This window comes from Pseudomonas sp. WS 5503, assembly GCF_012985385.1.
In the GTDB taxonomy this organism is placed as follows: Bacteria; Pseudomonadota; Gammaproteobacteria; order Pseudomonadales; family Pseudomonadaceae; genus Aquipseudomonas; species Aquipseudomonas paracarnis.
Genome location: NZ_JAAQWI010000002.1, coordinates 257,449 through 274,388, shown reverse-complemented (window position 1 = coordinate 274,388; position 16,940 = coordinate 257,449). Strand labels below are relative to the sequence as shown.

Below are 16,940 nucleotides of genomic sequence, written 5' to 3'. Positions count from 1 at the left end.
CGCCGCTCTGGACGCTCCGCGTCCGCTTTTAAAGGTCGTGACGCGGAGCGTCACCGGATGAATTCCCACGCGGAGCGCGGGAACCAGAGGACAGTATGAGTAGTGATCTGTTAGTCGTCGGCGCCGGCATCCTCGGCCTCTCCCACGCCTATGCCGCCGCCAGGCGCGGCCTCAAGGTCAAGGTGTTCGAGCGCAGCGCCACGCCATTGGGCGCCTCAGTGCGCAACTTCGGCCAAGCACTGGTCACCGGTCAACCACCAGGGCCAATGCTCGACCTGGCGCGGGAAAGCCGCGAAATCTGGGGCCAGTGGGCGCAAGCGGCGGGCCTGGCGCTCAAGCGCAATGGCTCCTACCTGTTCGCCCGCACCGAAGCCGAAGAACATCTGCTCGAAGCCTTCTGCGCCGGGCGCGCGCGGGAGCACGGCTACAACGTCGAGCTGCTGCAGGGCGCTGCCATGAACGACCTGTACGCTGGCCAGTTCCGCCATCACCGCGCCGCCTTGCATGGCAAGGATGACCAGCAGCTGTACTCCCGCGAGGCGATCCCGGCGCTGATCCATTACCTGAGCCAGCACTTGCACGTGGAGTTTCACTTCTCCACGCTGGTACGTGAGGTAGAGCCGGGCCAGCTGCACAGCACGGCCGGCAGCTTTCGCGGGGAGCAGATCGTTGTCTGTTCAGGCCACGACTATCAGACCCTGCTGGCCGAATCCATCGCCCCGCTCAACCCGCACACCTGCCGCCTGCAAATGCTGCGTGCGCGGCCGGTGCTTAATCTGAACCTGCAACACGCGCTGCTCACCGGCTTGAGTTGCGTGCATTACGGCGCTTTCGCCGACCTGCCGGAAGCCGCTGTGGTCCAGGCGCAGATTCTGCGCGAAACGCCACATCTGCAGGAACACGGCATTCACCTACTGATCAGCCCCACGCCCCATGGCGAACTGATCATCGGCGACTCCCACCATTACGACAGCGACCCGTCGCCCTTCAATGCCGAGCAGATCGATGACTGGATGATCGAGCTGGCGCAGCAGACCCTGGGGTGCAACATCCAGGTGGTCGAGCGCTGGCAAGGCGTCTACGGCGCTCGCGGCCCCGGGCCGTTTTCGTTTGTGCAGGCGGCACCTGGCGTCAGCGCTGCCTTGATGCACACCGGCGTAGGGATGAGCGTGGGGCCGGCCATGGCCGAGCGCAATATCCGCAGGTTATGGGGAGAAGCGTGATGAACCCGGAACAGGCAGGCATTGGCGGTTCAGGTCTGGTCCAGGCGTTGGGCCAGGGCTTCAACCTGCTCCTGGCGCTCGGCCTGGCTTAGTTTCGCGTGAGGGTTGAGGGATGACCATTGCGGATAGGCGCGGGCTTTGTTCAAGGCGTCGGGCAGTTTGCCCTCGCGCCAGGTTTTGTCCTGGGGCGTATCGACCTTGATGCTGTGCATTGCCGCATGGCCGCGCAGGTTCAGGGCCTTGAGCAACTGGCGCTGGCGCAGGGCTAGCAGGCGCAGCACGCTGTCGTCGACGGTCAGCTCGCGCTGGCCCTTGATCTTGCCGAGCAGGCGACTGCCGTAGCTGCGTGCGGTTTGCAGGGCGCCACCGGCGATAGCGCCTGCCAGGGCCGCGGCGCCAAGGGTCAGGCCGCCGACCAGTAGATCCACGCCAGCACCGGCAGCGGCTCCGGCAGCTATCCCGCCGCCGACCCGCACGCCAAGTTGCTTGAGGGTTTCGGGGTTGAACAAGTCATCGCCCCAGCGACCGTCGAGCAGCGGCAGGTCGCTGGCCGCCGCGTCCTGTGGGCGAAAGCCGAACAGTTTGAGCAGGGCTTCAACGCACTTTTGTTCGCGTTGGCGCACGGCCTTGCGTAAGTCGCTGACGGCTTGGGGCTCATTCTCGGTTGTCACACTGCGACGGCAGGCCGCGCAGTCGATCAACAGTTCGGCGATCAAGCGGGCGGCGCTTTGCTGGCGAGCCTGGCGCTGGGCTTCTTGATCGAGGATCAGGCGTTCCAACTGCGGCCGTGAGTTTTCCAGCAGCAGGGCCAGGCTTTCATACAGCCGGCGTTCGCCGTCTTCGGGCGGTGCCACGCTGTCGAAACGCACCAGCGCATGCAGGCCGAGGCGGGCCAGGGCTTCGCGCCAGTCCGGTTCGCGGTGGTCGCTGCTGCTGACAAAGTTGAGCACCGGCAACAACGGCTTGCCGCAACTGGCCAGCACTTGCAGTTCGTCGCGGTACTTGGCCAGCACCGGCTCGCGAGCGTCGATCACGTACAGGCCGGCATCGGAGGCCAGCAACTGGCGCAGCACCTTGGCTTCCTGTTCGAAACGCTGGCGCGCCTCGCTGCCTTCCAGGAAACGCGCCAGCCGCGCAGGGCCATCCAGGCGTTCGCCGGGGCGGTCGAGGCGTTCCAGGTAATCGAGCAGGGCGATGGCGTCTTCCAGGCCGGGAGTGTCGTACAGCTCCAGCAAAGCTTCGCCATCTACCGATAGGCGTGCACCTTCCACGTGCCGCGTGGTGCTGGGGCGATGGGACACTTCGCCAAAGCCGACATCGCGGGTGAGGGTGCGCAACAATGAGGTTTTGCCCACGTTGGTATGGCCGACCACGGCGAGTTTCAGCGGTTTAGTCATGACCTGTCTCCAGCCAAGTGAGCGGCGCGCAATCGGCAAACGACACTTCAAGCTGTTGCAACGCGGCATGCCAGTCGCCCAGGCGCTCGGCGTCCAGCGCCTGGCCCGGTGGTGCCTGCAGCAGCCATACGCGAGTGTCGGTGGCGCTGCGTGCCAGCTCGGCGATCAGTGCCAGGCTGCCACGGTCGGGCGAGCGGCGCGGGTCACAGGCGATGGCCAGGCGCGCGGGTGGGAAACGGCTGAGTTGCTCCAGCAGTTTGTTGCGTGATTCGCGGCTGTCGAGGATGCCGGCGTTCTTGACGTTGGCAGGCAGTTTGGGGGGCCAAGGGTGTTGGTCGTCGAGTTCGATGGCGACCAGCAAGGCGCCATCACTCTCCAGCTCACTTGCGCCGCCGCTGATCGGGTGCAGGTGATCGGGCGCCACATCGTTGACCCCCAAGCGCTCGCTGCTGGGCATCAGGCGTTCGCGCAGTTGGGCGTAGCCGGGCAGGTTGAGGTCCAGGTGCAACGCTGCGCGCCCGCGTTTCCATCGCCACAGGCACAGCAAGGCAAGGATCAACCGCGGCAGCAGACCGTAGACCAGCAACACGCCCACCAGCCAGGCCGCCCAGGCCTGGCGGGCGCTTTCGATATTCAGCGCGGAGTCGCCGCTGGCGCGGATCATCTCCACGGTGGGCACATTGAAACCGAGCAGAGCCGGGAGTGTGCCGAGGGCCTGGGTCACGGCGACAAAGGTATCGGCGCCGAGAATGGTGGTTTCCCACACAAACCCATAGCGGCGGGTGGCGAGCAGAGTCAGTAGGATCACCAGGGCGCTGAGCAAGGCCAGCAACCACAAGCTGTTGACCAGCACACCCACCGCCCAGCGATTGAGTTTTTGCCGTTGCAGCAACAGCAACAACGCCGGGGCCAGTTGCGCGGCCTTGGCGTCACGGGCCAGTTTCTCGCTGAGCCACAACCACAGCCGGCCAAGGCTGGCGCTGTGTTCGCCGGCAAACAACAGCCCCAGGGCCCAACTGATCAGCAAGATCAGGTTCAGGCCGAGCAGGCTGCCCAAGGCCCAGAACACATTCACCGGGGCCAGGCCATTACCCAGCGCGGCGAACGCCAAACCGGCGCCGCTGATGACGGCCACCGCCGCCAGTAACAACAGCGCCAGGCGTGCGCCTTGCAGCCAGCGGCTGAGCGCGGCGGCCAAACCATCGCGCTCGGCCAGGTGCAGCGCACGCTGCTGGATGCGCGTGGCCAGGTCGCCCCCGGCGGTGCGGGCCAAGCGGTTGGCTTCCAGGTCTTCCAGGGGGCCGGCGTGTTCTTCCCGCAGGCGCACGGTTTCTGTCAGCCAAAGTCTGTGCAGCGGGTTCAGTGCAGTCACGCGCCGTCCTGCCGTGTTGATGAGGTTGGAGCATAACCGCTGGCTCGCCGCTCTGGTATTCTCGTCGCCATGAAAAAAACTCTCCCTTTAAGCCTGATCGCAGCCCTCGGTGAAAACCGTGTGATCGGCGTCGACAACAGCATGCCCTGGCATTTGCCGGGGGATTTCAAATATTTCAAAGCCACCACCCTTGGCAAGCCGATCATCATGGGGCGCAAGACCTGGGATTCCCTGGGCCGACCGCTGCCGGGGCGCTTGAACCTGGTGGTCAGCCGTCAGACCGATCTTGTGCTGGAAGGTGCGGAAGTTTTTCCTTCACTGGGTGCAGCGGTCGAGCGCGCTGAGGAATGGGCCAAGGCGCAAGGCGTGGACGAGCTGATGCTGATCGGCGGCGCGCAGTTGTATGCGCAGGGGCTGGAACAGGCCGATCGCTTGTACCTGACCCGCGTGGCGCTGAGCCCGGAAGGGGATGCGTGGTTTCCGCAGTTTGATGGGAACCAGTGGAAGCTGGTGTCGAATGTCGAGAATCCGGCTGAGGGTGATAAGCCGGCCTACAACTTCGAGGTGTGGGAGCGCAACTAGTGTAGGAGCGAGCTTGCTCGCGAAGATCGTCAACGATGACGCGTGCATTCTGAATGAACGCGGCGCCCTCAGGTTCTTCGCGAGCAAGCTCGCTCCTACAGGTTATAAGCCTTTATGCCTGCGCCAGTTCGGCATGCTCATCGGCATCCAGCAACGCTTTATCCGTCTGCCCCATGATCTGGCTGGTAATCGCCCCCGCCGTCATCGAACCATTGACGTTCAACGCCGTACGGCCCATGTCGATCAGCGGCTCCACGGAAATCAACAGCGCCACCAGTGACACCGGCAAGCCCATGGCCGGCAGCACGATCAGCGCGGCAAAGGTCGCACCGCCGCCCACGCCGGCAACGCCCGCCGAACTCAAGGTCACTATCGCCACCAGGGTCGCGATCCACAGCGGGTCCAACGGGTTGATGCCCACGGTCGGCGCGACCATCACCGCCAACATCGCAGGGTAAAGACCGGCACAACCGTTCTGGCCGATGGTCGCGCCAAACGAGGCGGCGAAGCCGGCGATGGATTGCGGGATGCCCAGGCGACGGGTCTGCGCTTCAATGCTCAGCGGGATGCTTGCAGCGCTGGAGCGGCTGGTGAAGGCGAAAGTCAGCACCGGCCACACCTTGCGGAAGAAGCGCAGCGGGTTGATCCCGGCCAAGGACAGCAGCAGGCCGTGCACCACGAACATCAGGCCCAGGGCCAGGTACGACACCACCACGAAACTGCCCAGCTTGATGATGTCTTGCAGGTTGGAACCGGCGACCACTTTGGTCATCAGCGCCAGCACACCGTAGGGGGTCAGCTTCATCACCAGGCGCACCAGGCGCATCACCCAGGCTTGCAGGGTGTCGATGGCGTTAAGGACTTTCTGGCCTTTTTCCACGTCGTCCTTGAGCAGTTGCAGCGCGGCAACCCCAAGGAACGCGGCGAAAATCACCACGCTGATGATCGACGTCGGCTTGGCCCGGGCCAGGTCGGCGAACGGGTTGGCCGGTACGAACGACAGCAGCAACTGCGGGATATTCAGGTCGGCAACCTTGCCCGCGTAATCACTCTGGATCACTTGCAGGCGCGCCATTTCCTGGGTGCCGGCCACCAGGCCTTCGGCAGTGAGGCCGAACAGGTTGGTCAGGCCGATGCCGATCAGGGCCGCGATGGCCGTGGTGAACAGCAGCGTGCCGATGGTCAGGAAGCTGATCTTGCCCAGGGACGAGGCGTTGTGCAGGCGCGCCACGGCACTGAGGATCGAGGCGAATACCAGCGGGATCACGATCATTTGCAGCAGTTGCACATAGCCGTTGCCGACCAGGTCAAACCAGCCGATCGAAGCTTTGAGCACCGGGTTGCCGTCGCCGTAGATCGTATGCAACGCCGCACCGAACAGCACGCCAAGCACCAGGGCGAACAGCACCTTCTTGGCGAGGCTCCAGTTAGTACGGCCAGTTTGTGCCAGGCCCAGCAACAGGGCCACGAACACCAATAAATTGAGAATCAGGGGCAGATTCATTGAAGCTCCGTTGAGAAGGCAGCCAATCGCGTGAGCCTGCGATTGCGAACCGGGAAGCCTAACAGCTTGAAATATATTGATTTAATACCAATATGGAATGGCGACTGTCGTTTTTGGAATAAGCGTTTGACGCCCAGGCGTATGCCCTTGGCGCAATCGCGACGTCAGCGGTCGCGCTCGGGCGATAACTGTCATACGGATTTGTTAGCGTCGATGTCTTTCACTTGAGGGAGACAACGCCTATGAAGCTCGCGCCGAAACTATTGGTATCCGCCGCCTTTTGCCTCGGGCTCGCCAGCCAGGCGTTTGCCGCCACCGAGTTGAAGCACTGGCCGGCACCTGCCGCCAAACAAATCAACGAAATGATCGCCGCCAACGCCAACAAGGGTAACTACGCGGTGTTCGATATGGACAACACCAGTTACCGCTACGACCTTGAGGAGTCCTTGCTGCCGTTCATGGAAAACAAGGGCCTGATCACCCGCGAAACCATGGACCCTTCGCTCAAGCTTATCCCCTTCAAAGACACCGCCGACCATAAGGAAAGTCTGTTCAGCTACTACTATCGCCTGTGCGAAGTCGACGACATGGTCTGCTACCCCTGGGTTGCGCAGATTTTTTCCGGCTTCACCCTCAAGGAACTCAAAGTGCAGGTCGACGAGCTGATGGCCTCCGGCAAGCCCGTGCCGGTCAGCTATTTCGAAGGCGACGTGGTGAAAAAATCCGAGGTACAGCCGCCGAAAGTCTTCACCGGCCAGGCCGAGCTGTACAACAAACTGATGGAAAACGGCATCGAGGTCTATGTGATGACCGCCGCGTCCGAGGAGCTGGTGCGCATGGTCGCGGCTGATCCGAAGTACGGCTACAACGTCAAACCCCAGAACGTCATCGGCGTGACCACCTTGCTCAAGGATCGCAAGACCGACGAGCTGACCACCGCACGCAAACAGATCACTGCCGGCAAGTATGACGAGAAGAGCAACCTCGGCCTGGAACTGACCCCCTACCTGTGGACCCCGGCGACCTGGATGGCCGGCAAGCACGCGGCGATCCTCACCTACATCGACGAATGGAAAAAACCAGTGATTGTCGGCGGTGACACACCGACCAGCGACGGCTACATGCTGTTCCACGATGTGGACGTGGCCAAGGGCGGCGTCCACCTGTGGATCAACCGCAAAGACAAGTACATGACCCAACTCAACGGTATGATCGCCAAGCACGCGGCGGCGCAAGCCAAGGAAGGGCTGCCGGTGACGGCGGACAAGAACTGGGTGATCGTCAAGCCGGAAGAGATCCAGTAAGACCGAGTCACCTGCATCGCAGACAAGCCAGCTTCCACCGTCGACCGCATTCTCATGTTGGGGCGCGGTCAACTGTGGGAGCGGCTTGCCCGCGAAGGCGGTCTTAAGAACACCGCAGACTCAAAGGCAAAATAGATATCAATTGCGAACTAATCTCATTCTTTGCTAGCGTGCGCACTCCCTGAACCGTCCGTTCTTCTCAAGGTAGTGCTGTGTCCTCCTGGAATACGCAGATCGCGCGCCTGTTCGCGGAGCAGAAGAAAGCCCTCGAAGCCTTCGTCACGCGCCGCACCGGCAGCGCCCAGGTGGCTGCCGACCTGACCCAGGAATCCTTCCTGCGCCTGGCGCGCCTGGAGTCCGGCGAGAAGATCGATAACCTACCCGCGTTCCTCTTCACCATTGCCAGCAACCTGGTGCGCGACCACCAGCGCCAGGCTATCCGCCGCGAGCGTCTGGATGCCGGCGCACCGAGCGAAGAACTGCCCTGCAGCAACCCCGGTGCCGACGAACAGCTGGCCGCCTATCAGCAGGAGCAACTGATGCAGGATGCGATCCTGGGCCTGCCCGAGGCGACTCGGCAGATCTTCCTGCTCTATCATGTCGACGAGCTTTCCTACCGCGAGATTGGCGAACGCCTGTCGATCAGCCCGCGCAGTGTGGAATACCAATTGCGTCGCGCCTTGATTGAATGCCGTGGGTACATCAAGACGCGCCTAGCCTGCGATGCACAAGGACGTCGGTCATGACTGCCCTGCCTACTGCTGATGTGTTGTTCGAAGAGGCGTCCGGCTGGTATTTCCGCCTGCACGCCGAGGACTTGACCCCGGCTGAAATGGACGCCTTTGCTGCGTGGCTCGGTCAGGGCCAGGCGCAGGATGATGCCTGGCAGGAAGTGCAGGCGATGCTCGGTGGCCTGCGTGAGCCGGCGCGCGTCATTCGCCGTGCCGAGCAGGCCACCTGGCGTAAACCGCTGCGGCGCTGGGCGTATGCGGCTGCCGTATTGCTGGCCGTGGGCCTGACCGTGCAGAACACTCCCTGGCTTGACCGTTTGCGCGCCGACTACGCCACCGGCACTGGCGAGTCGCGCACCATCGAACTGGCCGATGGTTCCCACCTTCAGCTCAACACCGACAGTGCGGTGCAAATCCGCATGACTGCGGGTGAGCGGCAGATTCGTTTGCTGCGTGGCGAAGGTTTCTTCGATGTGACCAAGGACCCCGCACGGCCCTTCGTGGTGCAGTCGGGCGACGGCTGGGTGCGAGTGGTCGGCACCCAGTTCAGTGTGGCGCGGCGTGATGACCAGACGCGTGTGCAGGTGGCGCAGGGCAAGGTTGAAGTCAGTGCAGGGAGCGGCACGCCGGTCTATCTGGAACCGGGGCGGGCCGTGGAGTATCAGAGCCGGCACCTTGCACACGTCCACGGTTTCGACCCGGCCAGCGGCTTTGCCTGGCGTCAGCGGCAACTGGTGTTCCGTCAGCAACCTTTGTCGGTGGTGGTCTCTGAACTGAACCGTTACTGGCCCGGCAAGACGCTGGTGCTCGGTGATGCGTTGCGCAGTCGGGTAGTGTCCGGCGTGTTCGAAATCGACAAGCCCGATGCCGTGCTCAAGGCGTTGGAATACACCCTCAACCTGCGCGCCGAGCACTACACCCCGTATTTGCTGGTGTTGCGTGAAGGCAATGCGTCCTGACGGCAATTTCTCAAAATATTTTCAGGGTTTCCCCGCAAGCCATCGTCCTTGATCACTGAGGCGTAAATAGTAAGCACTCTCAAGTAGTGCGGCGCCGATCACAGACTTTTGTACTGGGGAGCACCATTCATGGCACACCGATTCGCCACACGGCCCTTGCTGGCCTTGGCCATTTCCTTGGCCAGCTGTATCGCGCCGTCGTACCTGCAGGCCGCTGAGGCCAACCAGGCCCAGACCTACCGCTTCGATATTCCCGGGCAGGGCCTGGACGCTGCGCTGGCGGCGTTCTCGGCGGTGACGCGGGTTCAGGTGCTAGTGAATGGGGAGTTGACCCAGGGGGTGATATCGCCGGGTGTGAAGGGCAACCGGGGGCAGCGTGAAGCCTTGGGGCAGCTGCTCGGCGGCACGGGACTGAGCGCGGCGTTTATCAATGCCGATACCGTCACCCTGGAAAAACGTGTGGTGCCAGGTTCTGCCCTGGAAGTGGGCGCCACCACCATCACGGCCGAACGCCTGGGCATCACCACCGAAGGCACGGGCTCGTACACCACGGGGGCTGTGACCCTGGGCAAGGGCGAGCAAAAACTCAAGGACATCCCGCAGTCGGTCAGCGTCATGACCCGCAAGCAGATGGATGATCAGAACACCACCAAGCTCTCTGAAGTGGTCAAGCGCACGCCCGGCCTGACAGCGACCAAGTCTCCCGGCTCCGGTATGTTCATCTTCTCCCGTGGCTTCGAGGTTGGCACCCTGCAATACGACGGTGTGGGGATTCCACGTAACACTTACACCTTGGGCAGCTATCTCACCGAAAACATGGCCATTTACGACCGCGTCGAGACGCTGCGCGGCCCGGCCGCCTTGCTGCAAGGTGCCAACAGCCCCGGCGGCACCATGAACCTGGTGCGCAAGCGCGGGCAGCAAGCGCCGACGGCGACCATTACCGCCAAGGCTGGCTCATGGGACCACTACGGCACTCAGGTCGATGTCGGTGGCCCGCTGAACGCCGAAGGCACCTTGCGCGGACGCTTCGTGGCGGATTACGACACCACCGACTCCTTCGTCGACTATGCGGGCGGCTGGAACCAGACGGTTTATGGTGCCGTCGACTACGATTTCACTCCCGACACCACCGTCGGCCTGGGCATCAGTAACCAGAAGGGCCATTCGCGCCCCAACTTCATGTCGTTGCCCCGTTATGCCGACGGCAGTGATATCGGTCTGCCGCGTTCGACATTTGTCGGCGCCAGTTGGAACCGCAGCGTCAACAATCAGACTCAGGTGTTTGCCGACATTGAGCACCGCTTCAACGATAACTGGAAAGTGAAAGCCGCACTGGTAGCCATGGATGAGCACAACGACGCAACCTACCAGGCGACGTGGGACACGGTACCCGTCGGCGGTGGCACTGTGCCCTATGTAGATTGGATCACCGACTTCAATACCAAGAGCCGCGGCGCGGATGTGTATGTAAACGGCAAGTTTGAGGGGCTGGGCTTCCAGCAGGAAGTGGTGCTGGGCGCCAACTATTCCAAGCTCACCACCGACGACCAGTGGGCACGGGCTTCAAACCCCGGCGCGGATATCTTCAACATCGACCACAACCGCCCACAGCGCGACAAATACCAATTGTTCCAGGAGGGTGCCGCCTCGAAGAGCTGGTATGACATTCGCCAGAAAGGCATCTATGGCACCTGGCGTGTGAAAGTCCTGGACCCGCTGACGTTGATCGTCGGTGCGCGTACCAGTTGGTATGACTATTCCTACATTGGCCAGAGTGGTTTCAAAGGCACATATGGTGCCCCGCAGGACAATACCACCCAGTCCAATGGCAAGGTTACGCCCTACGCCGGCCTGGTCTATGCGCTCAACGAGCAGTGGTCGGCCTACGCCAGCTATGCCGATGCCTTTGAGCCGCAAACCAACCTGACCACCTCCGGCTCCCTGCTCAAGCCTATCGAGGGCAAAAACTACGAGTTGGGCATCAAGGGAGAGCTGGCTGACGGGCGCCTCAATACCTCGTTTGCGATCTTCCGTTACGATCAGGAAAACCGTAGCGTGCAGGACCTGCAAGGGCCAATGAACTGCAATGGTTGGTACTGCTCGGTCGCCTCTGGCAAGGTCCGCAGCCAAGGCTTTGAAGCCACACTCAGTGGTGAGGTGCTGCCAGGCCTGCAGCTGGCCTCTAGCTACACCTACAACACCACTGAATTCCTCAAGGACGACACCTACCAAGGCAAGATTTTCAGCACTTGGACCCCCAAGCACTTGCTCAAGGTCTGGGGTGATTACCAGTTGCCGGGCGATTGGCAACATTGGAGCGTGGGTGCCGGTGTGACCGCGCAAAGCAGCACCGAAGCCTATGACCGTACGTTCAGCGTGCCGGGCAATGCATTGTGGGATTCGCGGGTGGCCTACAAGATCAATCAGGAATTCACCGTGGCGGCAAACCTGAACAACATGTTCGACAAGAAGTATTACATCCCGGCCTACAACGCGAACTGGGGCAGCAACTACTACGGGGACCCACGCAATGTGATGTTCACCATGACCTATACCCCACAGTTCTAAGAGATTACCTATATCCAATGCGGGGGCTGGCTCGCCCGCAATGGCGGTGTGCCAAACAAGAACTCACCGGCAGGCCTATAGCTATCGCAGGCAAGCCAGCTCCCACAGTTGATCCTCGGTGTTGTGGAGGTTTTGGCCAGGCATAAAAATGCCCCGCACCTGGCGGGGCTTTTTTATGCGCGGGGCTTACAGGCCGTCGAGCATGGCTTTGTTGCGTACGGCACCCTTGTCGGCACTGGTGGCCAACAACGCGTAGGCCTTCAATGCGGTGGTGACTTTGCGCGGGCGCTTCTCCACTGGCTTCCAGCCTTTCTTGTCCTGCTCAACGCGGCGTGCTGCCAGTTCTTCATCGCTGATCAACAGGTTGATCGAGCGGTTCGGGATGTCGATCAGCACCTTGTCGCCATCCTGCACCAGGCCAATCGCGCCACCGGCAGCAGCTTCCGGCGAAGCGTGGCCGATGGACAGGCCCGATGTGCCGCCGGAGAAGCGGCCGTCGGTCAGCAGGGCGCAGGCTTTGCCCAGGCCTTTGGATTTCAGGTAGGACGTGGGGTAAAGCATCTCCTGCATACCCGGGCCGCCTTTAGGGCCTTCGTAGCGGATGATCACGATATCGCCTTCCTTGACTTCGTCCGCGAGGATGCCGCGTACCGAGCTGTCCTGGCTTTCGTAGATCTTGGCGCGGCCTTCGAAGACGTGGATGGACTCATCCACGCCCGCCGTTTTGACCACACAGCCGTCGAGGGCGATGTTGCCGTACAGCACGGCCAGGCCGCCTTCTTGCGAGTAGGCGTGCTCGACACTGCGGATGCAGCCGTTTTCACGGTCGTCATCCAGGGTGTCCCAACGGGTCGACTGACTGAACGCCGTCTGCGTCGGGATACCGGCCGGGCCGGCCTTGAAGAAGGTGTGCACGGCTTCGTCGTCGGTCTGGGTGATGTCCCACTTGGCGATGCCTTCGGCGATGGACTTGCTGTGCACGGTTGGCAGGTCGGTGTGCAACAGGCCGCCACGGGCCAGGGAGCCGAGGATCGAGAAGATCCCGCCGGCGCGGTGCACGTCTTCCATGTGGTACTTCTGGATGTTCGGCGCGACTTTGCACAGTTGCGGCACGTGACGGGACAGGCGGTCGATGTCGCGCAGGTCGAAGTCGATCTCGGCTTCCTGGGCCGCGGCCAGCAGGTGCAGGATGGTGTTGGTGGAACCGCCCATGGCGATGTCCAGGGTCATGGCGTTTTCGAACGCCTTGAAGTTGGCGATATTGCGCGGCAACACCGACTCATCGTTCTCGCCGTAGTAACGCTTGCACAGCTCGACGATGGTGCGGCCGGCCTGCAGGAACAACTGCTCGCGGTCGCTGTGAGTGGCCAGTGTGGAACCGTTGCCCGGCAAGGCGAGACCCAGGGCTTCCACCAGGCAGTTCATCGAGTTGGCGGTGAACATGCCGGAGCACGAACCGCAGGTCGGGCAGGCGCTGCGCTCGTATTCCGCGACCTTCTCGTCAGAAGCGCTGGAATCGGCGGCGATCACCATGGCGTCGACGAGGTCGAGGCCGTGGGAGGCGAGCTTGGTCTTGCCGGCTTCCATCGGGCCGCCGGAGACGAAGATCACCGGGATGTTCAGGCGCAAGGCAGCCATCAACATGCCGGGGGTGATCTTGTCGCAGTTGGAAATGCACACGATGGCGTCGGCGCAGTGGGCGTTGACCATGTACTCCACGGAGTCGGCGATGATCTCGCGGCTCGGCAGGGAATACAGCATGCCGTCATGGCCCATGGCGATGCCGTCATCCACGGCGATGGTGTTGAATTCTTTTGCCACGCCACCGGCGCGTTCGATCTCGCGGGCGACCAGTTGGCCGAGGTCCTTGAGGTGGACATGGCCCGGCACGAACTGGGTGAACGAGTTGGCAATCGCGATGATCGGCTTTTTGAAGTCGTCATCTTTCATCCCCGTGGCACGCCACAGTGCGCGCGCGCCGGCCATGTTGCGGCCGTGGGTGGATGTTTTCGAGCGGTAATCAGGCATTGGAGCACTCCGGGCGGCTAATCAAGTACTAAAGGGGAGTGAGCTTCTAATTGACGACTGGAACACTCAGAAAATGGCCGTGTGTCCGGAAGTTGCCACTCGCATCGCGGGATCGCCGCTTGCTTGGGCCTCGAGCTCATAAACCCGCCGGGGGATGACTGGCGATGAATAGGGCCGATTCTACACCGACTTCTTGTAGGAGCGAGCTTGCTCGCGAAAATCGTCAACGATGACGCTGTGCTATCAGGTAGTCCGTGTCGTTTGTGGGTTTTTCGCGAGCGAGCTCGCTCCTACAGGGGGACATATTCAGAACTACTGTTTAAAGGCTGGTTGGCGCTGCTGCTCCTACCGTTTCTTTTCCAATCACAGAAGAGGACGAAGGAATGTCCAACCAGCAAAATGCGCATCGGCTGCGTAAAGGGCGCTATTTAGAATCGGGCCGTATCTACTTGCTAACGGCTGTCACCCATCAACGGCAACACATTTTTCAAGACTGGCTTGTCGGTCGCTTACTGGTCCGCGAATTCAGAAAGGCTCAGGAAGACGCAGATGCAACGTCACTCGCCTGGGTGGTCATGCCCGACCATTTCCACTGGCTGGTGGAATTGCACAACGGCGATTTGCCCAGGCTCATGCAGCGAACCAGATCGCGAAGTGCGCGTGCAGTCAATAAGGCAAGACAGTCCTTCGGAGTGCTTTGGCAAAAAGGCTATTTCGACCGAGCGCTGCACCGTGAGGAAGACTTGAAGGCAATGGCTCGCTACATCGTCGCAAACCCCTTGCGCGCAGGCTTGGCCGAGCACATTGGCCAATACCCACTATGGGACGCCATCTGGCTATAAGGCACCCTTCCCTGTAGGAGCGAGCTTGCTCGCGAAGATCGTCAACGATAACGCAGCGCTATCAGGTAGCCCGTGGCATCTATTCGTTCTTCGCGAGCAAGCTCGCTCCTACAAAGGGGTCGGTTTTAATCAGCTATTGGGCAACAACCGGCACGTAATGCTCTTGATATAGCGCGTTTCGGCAATCGCCGGGTGCACCGGGTGGTCCGGGCCTTGGCCGCCGCGTTCGAGCATCTGGATGTTGCGGTCCAGATGGCGGGCGCTGGTGAGCAGGATGTTTTGCAGGTCGTCTTCCGGCAGGTGCATGGAGCACGAGGCGCTGACGAGGATGCCGTCTTTGCTGAGCAGGCGCATGGCTTGCTCGTTGAGGCGGCGGTAGGCGCCTTCGCCGTTTTTCATGTCTTTTTTGCGCTTGATGAAGGCCGGTGGGTCGGCGACGATCACGTCGAAGCGTTCTTCGCTGGCTTTCAGTTCTTTAAGCGCTTCAAAGACGTCGCCTTCGATGCAGGTCATCTTCTCGGCAAAGCCGTTCAGCGCGGCGTTGCGCTCTACGCCGTCGAGGGCGAAGGCCGAAGCGTCGACGCAGAACACTTCACTGGCACCAAAGGCGGCGGCTTGCACGCCCCAGCCGCCGATGTAGCTGTACAGGTCCAGTACTCGCTTGCCCTTGGCATACGGGGCCAGGCGGGCGCGGTTCATGCGGTGGTCGTAGAACCAGCCGGTCTTTTGGCCCTGGATCACCGGGGCTTCGAACTTGACGCCGTTCTCCTCCAGCGCCACCCACTCCGGCACCAGGCCGAACACGGTTTCGACGTAGCGGTTGAGGCCTTCGGCGTCACGCGCGGCGGAGTCGTTCTTGAACAGGATGCCGCTGGGCTTGAGTACCTGGGTGAGAGCAGCAATCACGTCGTCTTTGTGGGCTTCCATGGTCGCCGAGGCGATCTGTACCACCAGGATGTCGCCGAAACGGTCGACCACCAGGCCCGGCAGCAGGTCGGAATCACCGTAGACCAGGCGGTAGAACGGCTTGTCGAACAGGCGGTCACGCAGGGACAGCGCGACGTTGAGGCGGTGCACCAGCAGCGACTTGTCCAGCGGCAACTTGATGTCGCGCGACAGCAGGCGGGCACAGATCAGGTTGTTCGGGCTCATGGCCACGATGCCCAGGGTCTTGCCGCCGGCCGCTTCCAGGATAGCCTGGTCGCCTGCCTGGAAGCCGTGGAGTGGGGTGGCGGCCACGTCGATTTCGTTGCTGTAGACCCATAGGTGGCCGTTGCGCAAACGACGATCGGCGTTGGCTTTGAGACGCAGGCTTGGCAGGGACATGACGTCGCTCCGGAAAAAAGAGCGGGAGTATACCCTTTGCGCACTCTTTCATGTGGGAGCTGGCTTGCCTGCGATATGGGCGGCGCCGTGTATCAGACGTACGGTGGTGAGGCTATCGCAGGCAAGCCAGCTTCCACATTCGATCGGGTTTCAGTTGGGTTTTTGGGTGTCGGCCACGTCTGCATAAGGGGTAGAATTCGCGCCTAGCCCAGAGTGTGTACTTATGTCCCAAGAGCTTTCCCCCGAGCAGATCCAACAGGCCCTGCAAGGCATCAGCGTGCCGCCCCAACCGCAAATCATGGTGGATTTGCAGATGGAGCAGTACATGCCCGACCCGGACCTGGAAGTGATTGCAAGGTTGATCTCCCAAGACCCTGGCTTGTCCGGTGCACTGCTGAAGATCGTCAATTCGCCGTATTACGGCCTGAGCAATAAGATCGCTTCGATCCAGCGTGCGGTGAACCTGCTGGGCAGCCGTTCGATCATCAATTTGATCAACGCGCAGTCAATCAAGGGCGAGATGTGCGACGACACTATCGTCACCCTCAACCGCTTCTGGGACACTGCCCAGGATGTGGCCATGACCTGCCTCACACTGGCCAAGCGCACCGGCTCGCAAACCGTCGACGAAGCCTATGCCCTGGGCCTGTTCCACGATTGCGGCGTGCCGTTGATGCTCAAGCGCTTCCCCAACTACATGTCCGTGCTGGAACAGGCATACGCCAACGCCGGCCCGGATTGCCGCGTGGTCGATACCGAGAACAATGCGTTCCACACCAACCATGCGGTAGTCGGCTACTACACCGCCAAGTCCTGGCGCCTGCCGGAGCATGTCACCGACGCCATCGCCAATCACCATAACGCCCTGGTGATTTTCAGCGATGAGACGACGCGCAACCCGCAGCTCAAGAACCTGCTGGCCATTTTGAAGATGGCCGAGCATATCTGTTCGTCTTACCGCGTACTGGGTAACCAGCCGGTGGACCATGAGTGGAATGCCATCGGCCACCTGGTGCTGGATTACGTGGGCCTGTCGGACTACGACTTCGAGAGCCTGAAGTTGTCGATCCGCGAACTGGGCGCGCACTGACCCGTCATTCA

General features: G+C 61.6%; 13 protein-coding genes. 8 read left to right on the top strand and 5 right to left on the bottom strand.

What is annotated here, in order from left to right:
- The first annotated feature begins 95 nt into the window (after positions 1-95).
- On the top strand, positions 96-1,223 hold the full coding sequence (locus HBO10_RS07015; RefSeq protein ID WP_034128969.1) for a TIGR03364 family FAD-dependent oxidoreductase: 1,128 nt from the start codon (positions 96-98) through the stop codon (positions 1,221-1,223).
- A gap of 29 nt (positions 1,224-1,252) precedes the next feature.
- Here the strand turns inward: HBO10_RS07015 and HBO10_RS07010 are convergent, their stop codons facing one another.
- Together HBO10_RS07010 and HBO10_RS07005 are read right to left on the bottom strand one after the other, a co-directional pair.
- A complete protein-coding gene (locus HBO10_RS07010; protein WP_034128968.1) occupies positions 1,253-2,620 on the bottom strand; it encodes a DUF3482 domain-containing protein in 1,368 nt (455 codons plus the stop codon).
- The gene (locus HBO10_RS07005; RefSeq protein ID WP_034128967.1) at positions 2,613-3,992 is read right to left on the bottom strand and encodes a DUF2868 domain-containing protein; all 1,380 of its coding nucleotides are present in this window, start codon (positions 3,990-3,992) and stop codon (positions 2,613-2,615) included. Before HBO10_RS07005 ends, HBO10_RS07010 begins: the two co-directional genes overlap by 8 nt.
- A gap of 69 nt (positions 3,993-4,061) precedes the next feature.
- Between HBO10_RS07005 and HBO10_RS07000 the strand changes: the two genes are divergently transcribed.
- Positions 4,062-4,574 carry a dihydrofolate reductase gene (locus HBO10_RS07000; protein ID WP_034128966.1) on the top strand — a complete coding sequence of 171 codons (513 nt, stop codon included), beginning with the start codon at positions 4,062-4,064 and terminating at the stop codon, positions 4,572-4,574.
- Between the two features lie 112 nt (positions 4,575-4,686).
- Here the strand turns inward: HBO10_RS07000 and HBO10_RS06995 are convergent, their stop codons facing one another.
- The gene (locus HBO10_RS06995) at positions 4,687-6,078 is read right to left on the bottom strand and encodes an L-cystine transporter (RefSeq protein WP_034128965.1); all 1,392 of its coding nucleotides are present in this window, start codon (positions 6,076-6,078) and stop codon (positions 4,687-4,689) included.
- A gap of 242 nt (positions 6,079-6,320) precedes the next feature.
- On the opposite strand from HBO10_RS06995, the gene HBO10_RS06990 reads away from it, so the two are divergent.
- The 4 genes from HBO10_RS06990 (at position 6,321) to HBO10_RS06975 (ending at position 11,643) form a co-directional block, all read left to right on the top strand.
- Entirely contained in the window at positions 6,321-7,382 is a 1,062-nt protein-coding gene (locus tag HBO10_RS06990; protein WP_034128964.1) for a hypothetical protein, read from the top strand.
- Positions 7,383-7,594: 212 nt separating this feature from the next.
- Positions 7,595-8,128: an RNA polymerase sigma factor gene (locus tag HBO10_RS06985; RefSeq protein WP_034128963.1), complete on the top strand. Its 534-nt coding sequence runs from the start codon at positions 7,595-7,597 to the stop codon at positions 8,126-8,128.
- A complete protein-coding gene (locus HBO10_RS06980) occupies positions 8,125-9,072 on the top strand; it encodes a FecR family protein (protein ID WP_034128962.1) in 948 nt (315 codons plus the stop codon). Before HBO10_RS06985 ends, HBO10_RS06980 begins: the two co-directional genes overlap by 4 nt.
- 129 nt (positions 9,073-9,201) lie before the next feature.
- A complete protein-coding gene (locus tag HBO10_RS06975; RefSeq protein ID WP_034128961.1) occupies positions 9,202-11,643 on the top strand; it encodes a TonB-dependent siderophore receptor in 2,442 nt (813 codons plus the stop codon).
- Positions 11,644-11,829: 186 nt separating this feature from the next.
- On the opposite strand, the gene ilvD is transcribed toward HBO10_RS06975, so the two are convergent.
- Complete coding sequence (gene ilvD / locus HBO10_RS06970; RefSeq protein ID WP_003195159.1) at positions 11,830-13,671, bottom strand: dihydroxy-acid dehydratase; 1,842 nt, start codon at positions 13,669-13,671, stop codon at positions 11,830-11,832.
- A 383-nt stretch (positions 13,672-14,054) separates the two neighbouring features.
- Between ilvD and HBO10_RS06965 the strand changes: the two genes are divergently transcribed.
- Positions 14,055-14,513 carry a transposase gene (locus tag HBO10_RS06965; RefSeq protein WP_034128960.1) on the top strand — a complete coding sequence of 153 codons (459 nt, stop codon included), beginning with the start codon at positions 14,055-14,057 and terminating at the stop codon, positions 14,511-14,513.
- Positions 14,514-14,642: 129 nt separating this feature from the next.
- Here HBO10_RS06965 and HBO10_RS06960 read toward each other — a convergent pair whose 3' ends face one another.
- A complete protein-coding gene (locus tag HBO10_RS06960; protein ID WP_034101304.1) occupies positions 14,643-15,839 on the bottom strand; it encodes a class I SAM-dependent rRNA methyltransferase in 1,197 nt (398 codons plus the stop codon).
- A 277-nt stretch (positions 15,840-16,116) separates the two neighbouring features.
- Here HBO10_RS06960 and HBO10_RS06955 point away from each other — a divergent pair, with 277 nt between their 5' ends.
- Positions 16,117-16,929: an HDOD domain-containing protein gene (locus tag HBO10_RS06955; protein WP_169921966.1), complete on the top strand. Its 813-nt coding sequence runs from the start codon at positions 16,117-16,119 to the stop codon at positions 16,927-16,929.
- Positions 16,930-16,940 lie beyond the last annotated feature (11 nt).

Bases quoted from the DNA above. Each gene is read 5' to 3' on its own strand.
- HBO10_RS06990 (WP_034128964.1), top strand. From the start codon at position 6,321: ATGAAGCTCGCGCCGAAACTATTGGTATCCGCCGCCTTTTGCCTCGGG.
- HBO10_RS07010 (WP_034128968.1), bottom strand. From the start codon at position 2,620: ATGACTAAACCGCTGAAACTCGCCGTGGTCGGCCATACCAACGTGGGC.
- HBO10_RS06995 (WP_034128965.1), bottom strand. From the start codon at position 6,078: ATGAATCTGCCCCTGATTCTCAATTTATTGGTGTTCGTGGCCCTGTTG.
- ilvD (WP_003195159.1), bottom strand. From the start codon at position 13,671: ATGCCTGATTACCGCTCGAAAACATCCACCCACGGCCGCAACATGGCC.
- HBO10_RS06965 (WP_034128960.1), top strand. From the start codon at position 14,055: ATGTCCAACCAGCAAAATGCGCATCGGCTGCGTAAAGGGCGCTATTTA.
- HBO10_RS06975 (WP_034128961.1), top strand. From the start codon at position 9,202: ATGGCACACCGATTCGCCACACGGCCCTTGCTGGCCTTGGCCATTTCC.
- HBO10_RS06980 (WP_034128962.1), top strand. From the start codon at position 8,125: ATGACTGCCCTGCCTACTGCTGATGTGTTGTTCGAAGAGGCGTCCGGC.
- HBO10_RS07015 (WP_034128969.1), top strand. From the start codon at position 96: ATGAGTAGTGATCTGTTAGTCGTCGGCGCCGGCATCCTCGGCCTCTCC.
- HBO10_RS06960 (WP_034101304.1), bottom strand. From the start codon at position 15,839: ATGTCCCTGCCAAGCCTGCGTCTCAAAGCCAACGCCGATCGTCGTTTG.
- HBO10_RS07000 (WP_034128966.1), top strand. From the start codon at position 4,062: ATGAAAAAAACTCTCCCTTTAAGCCTGATCGCAGCCCTCGGTGAAAAC.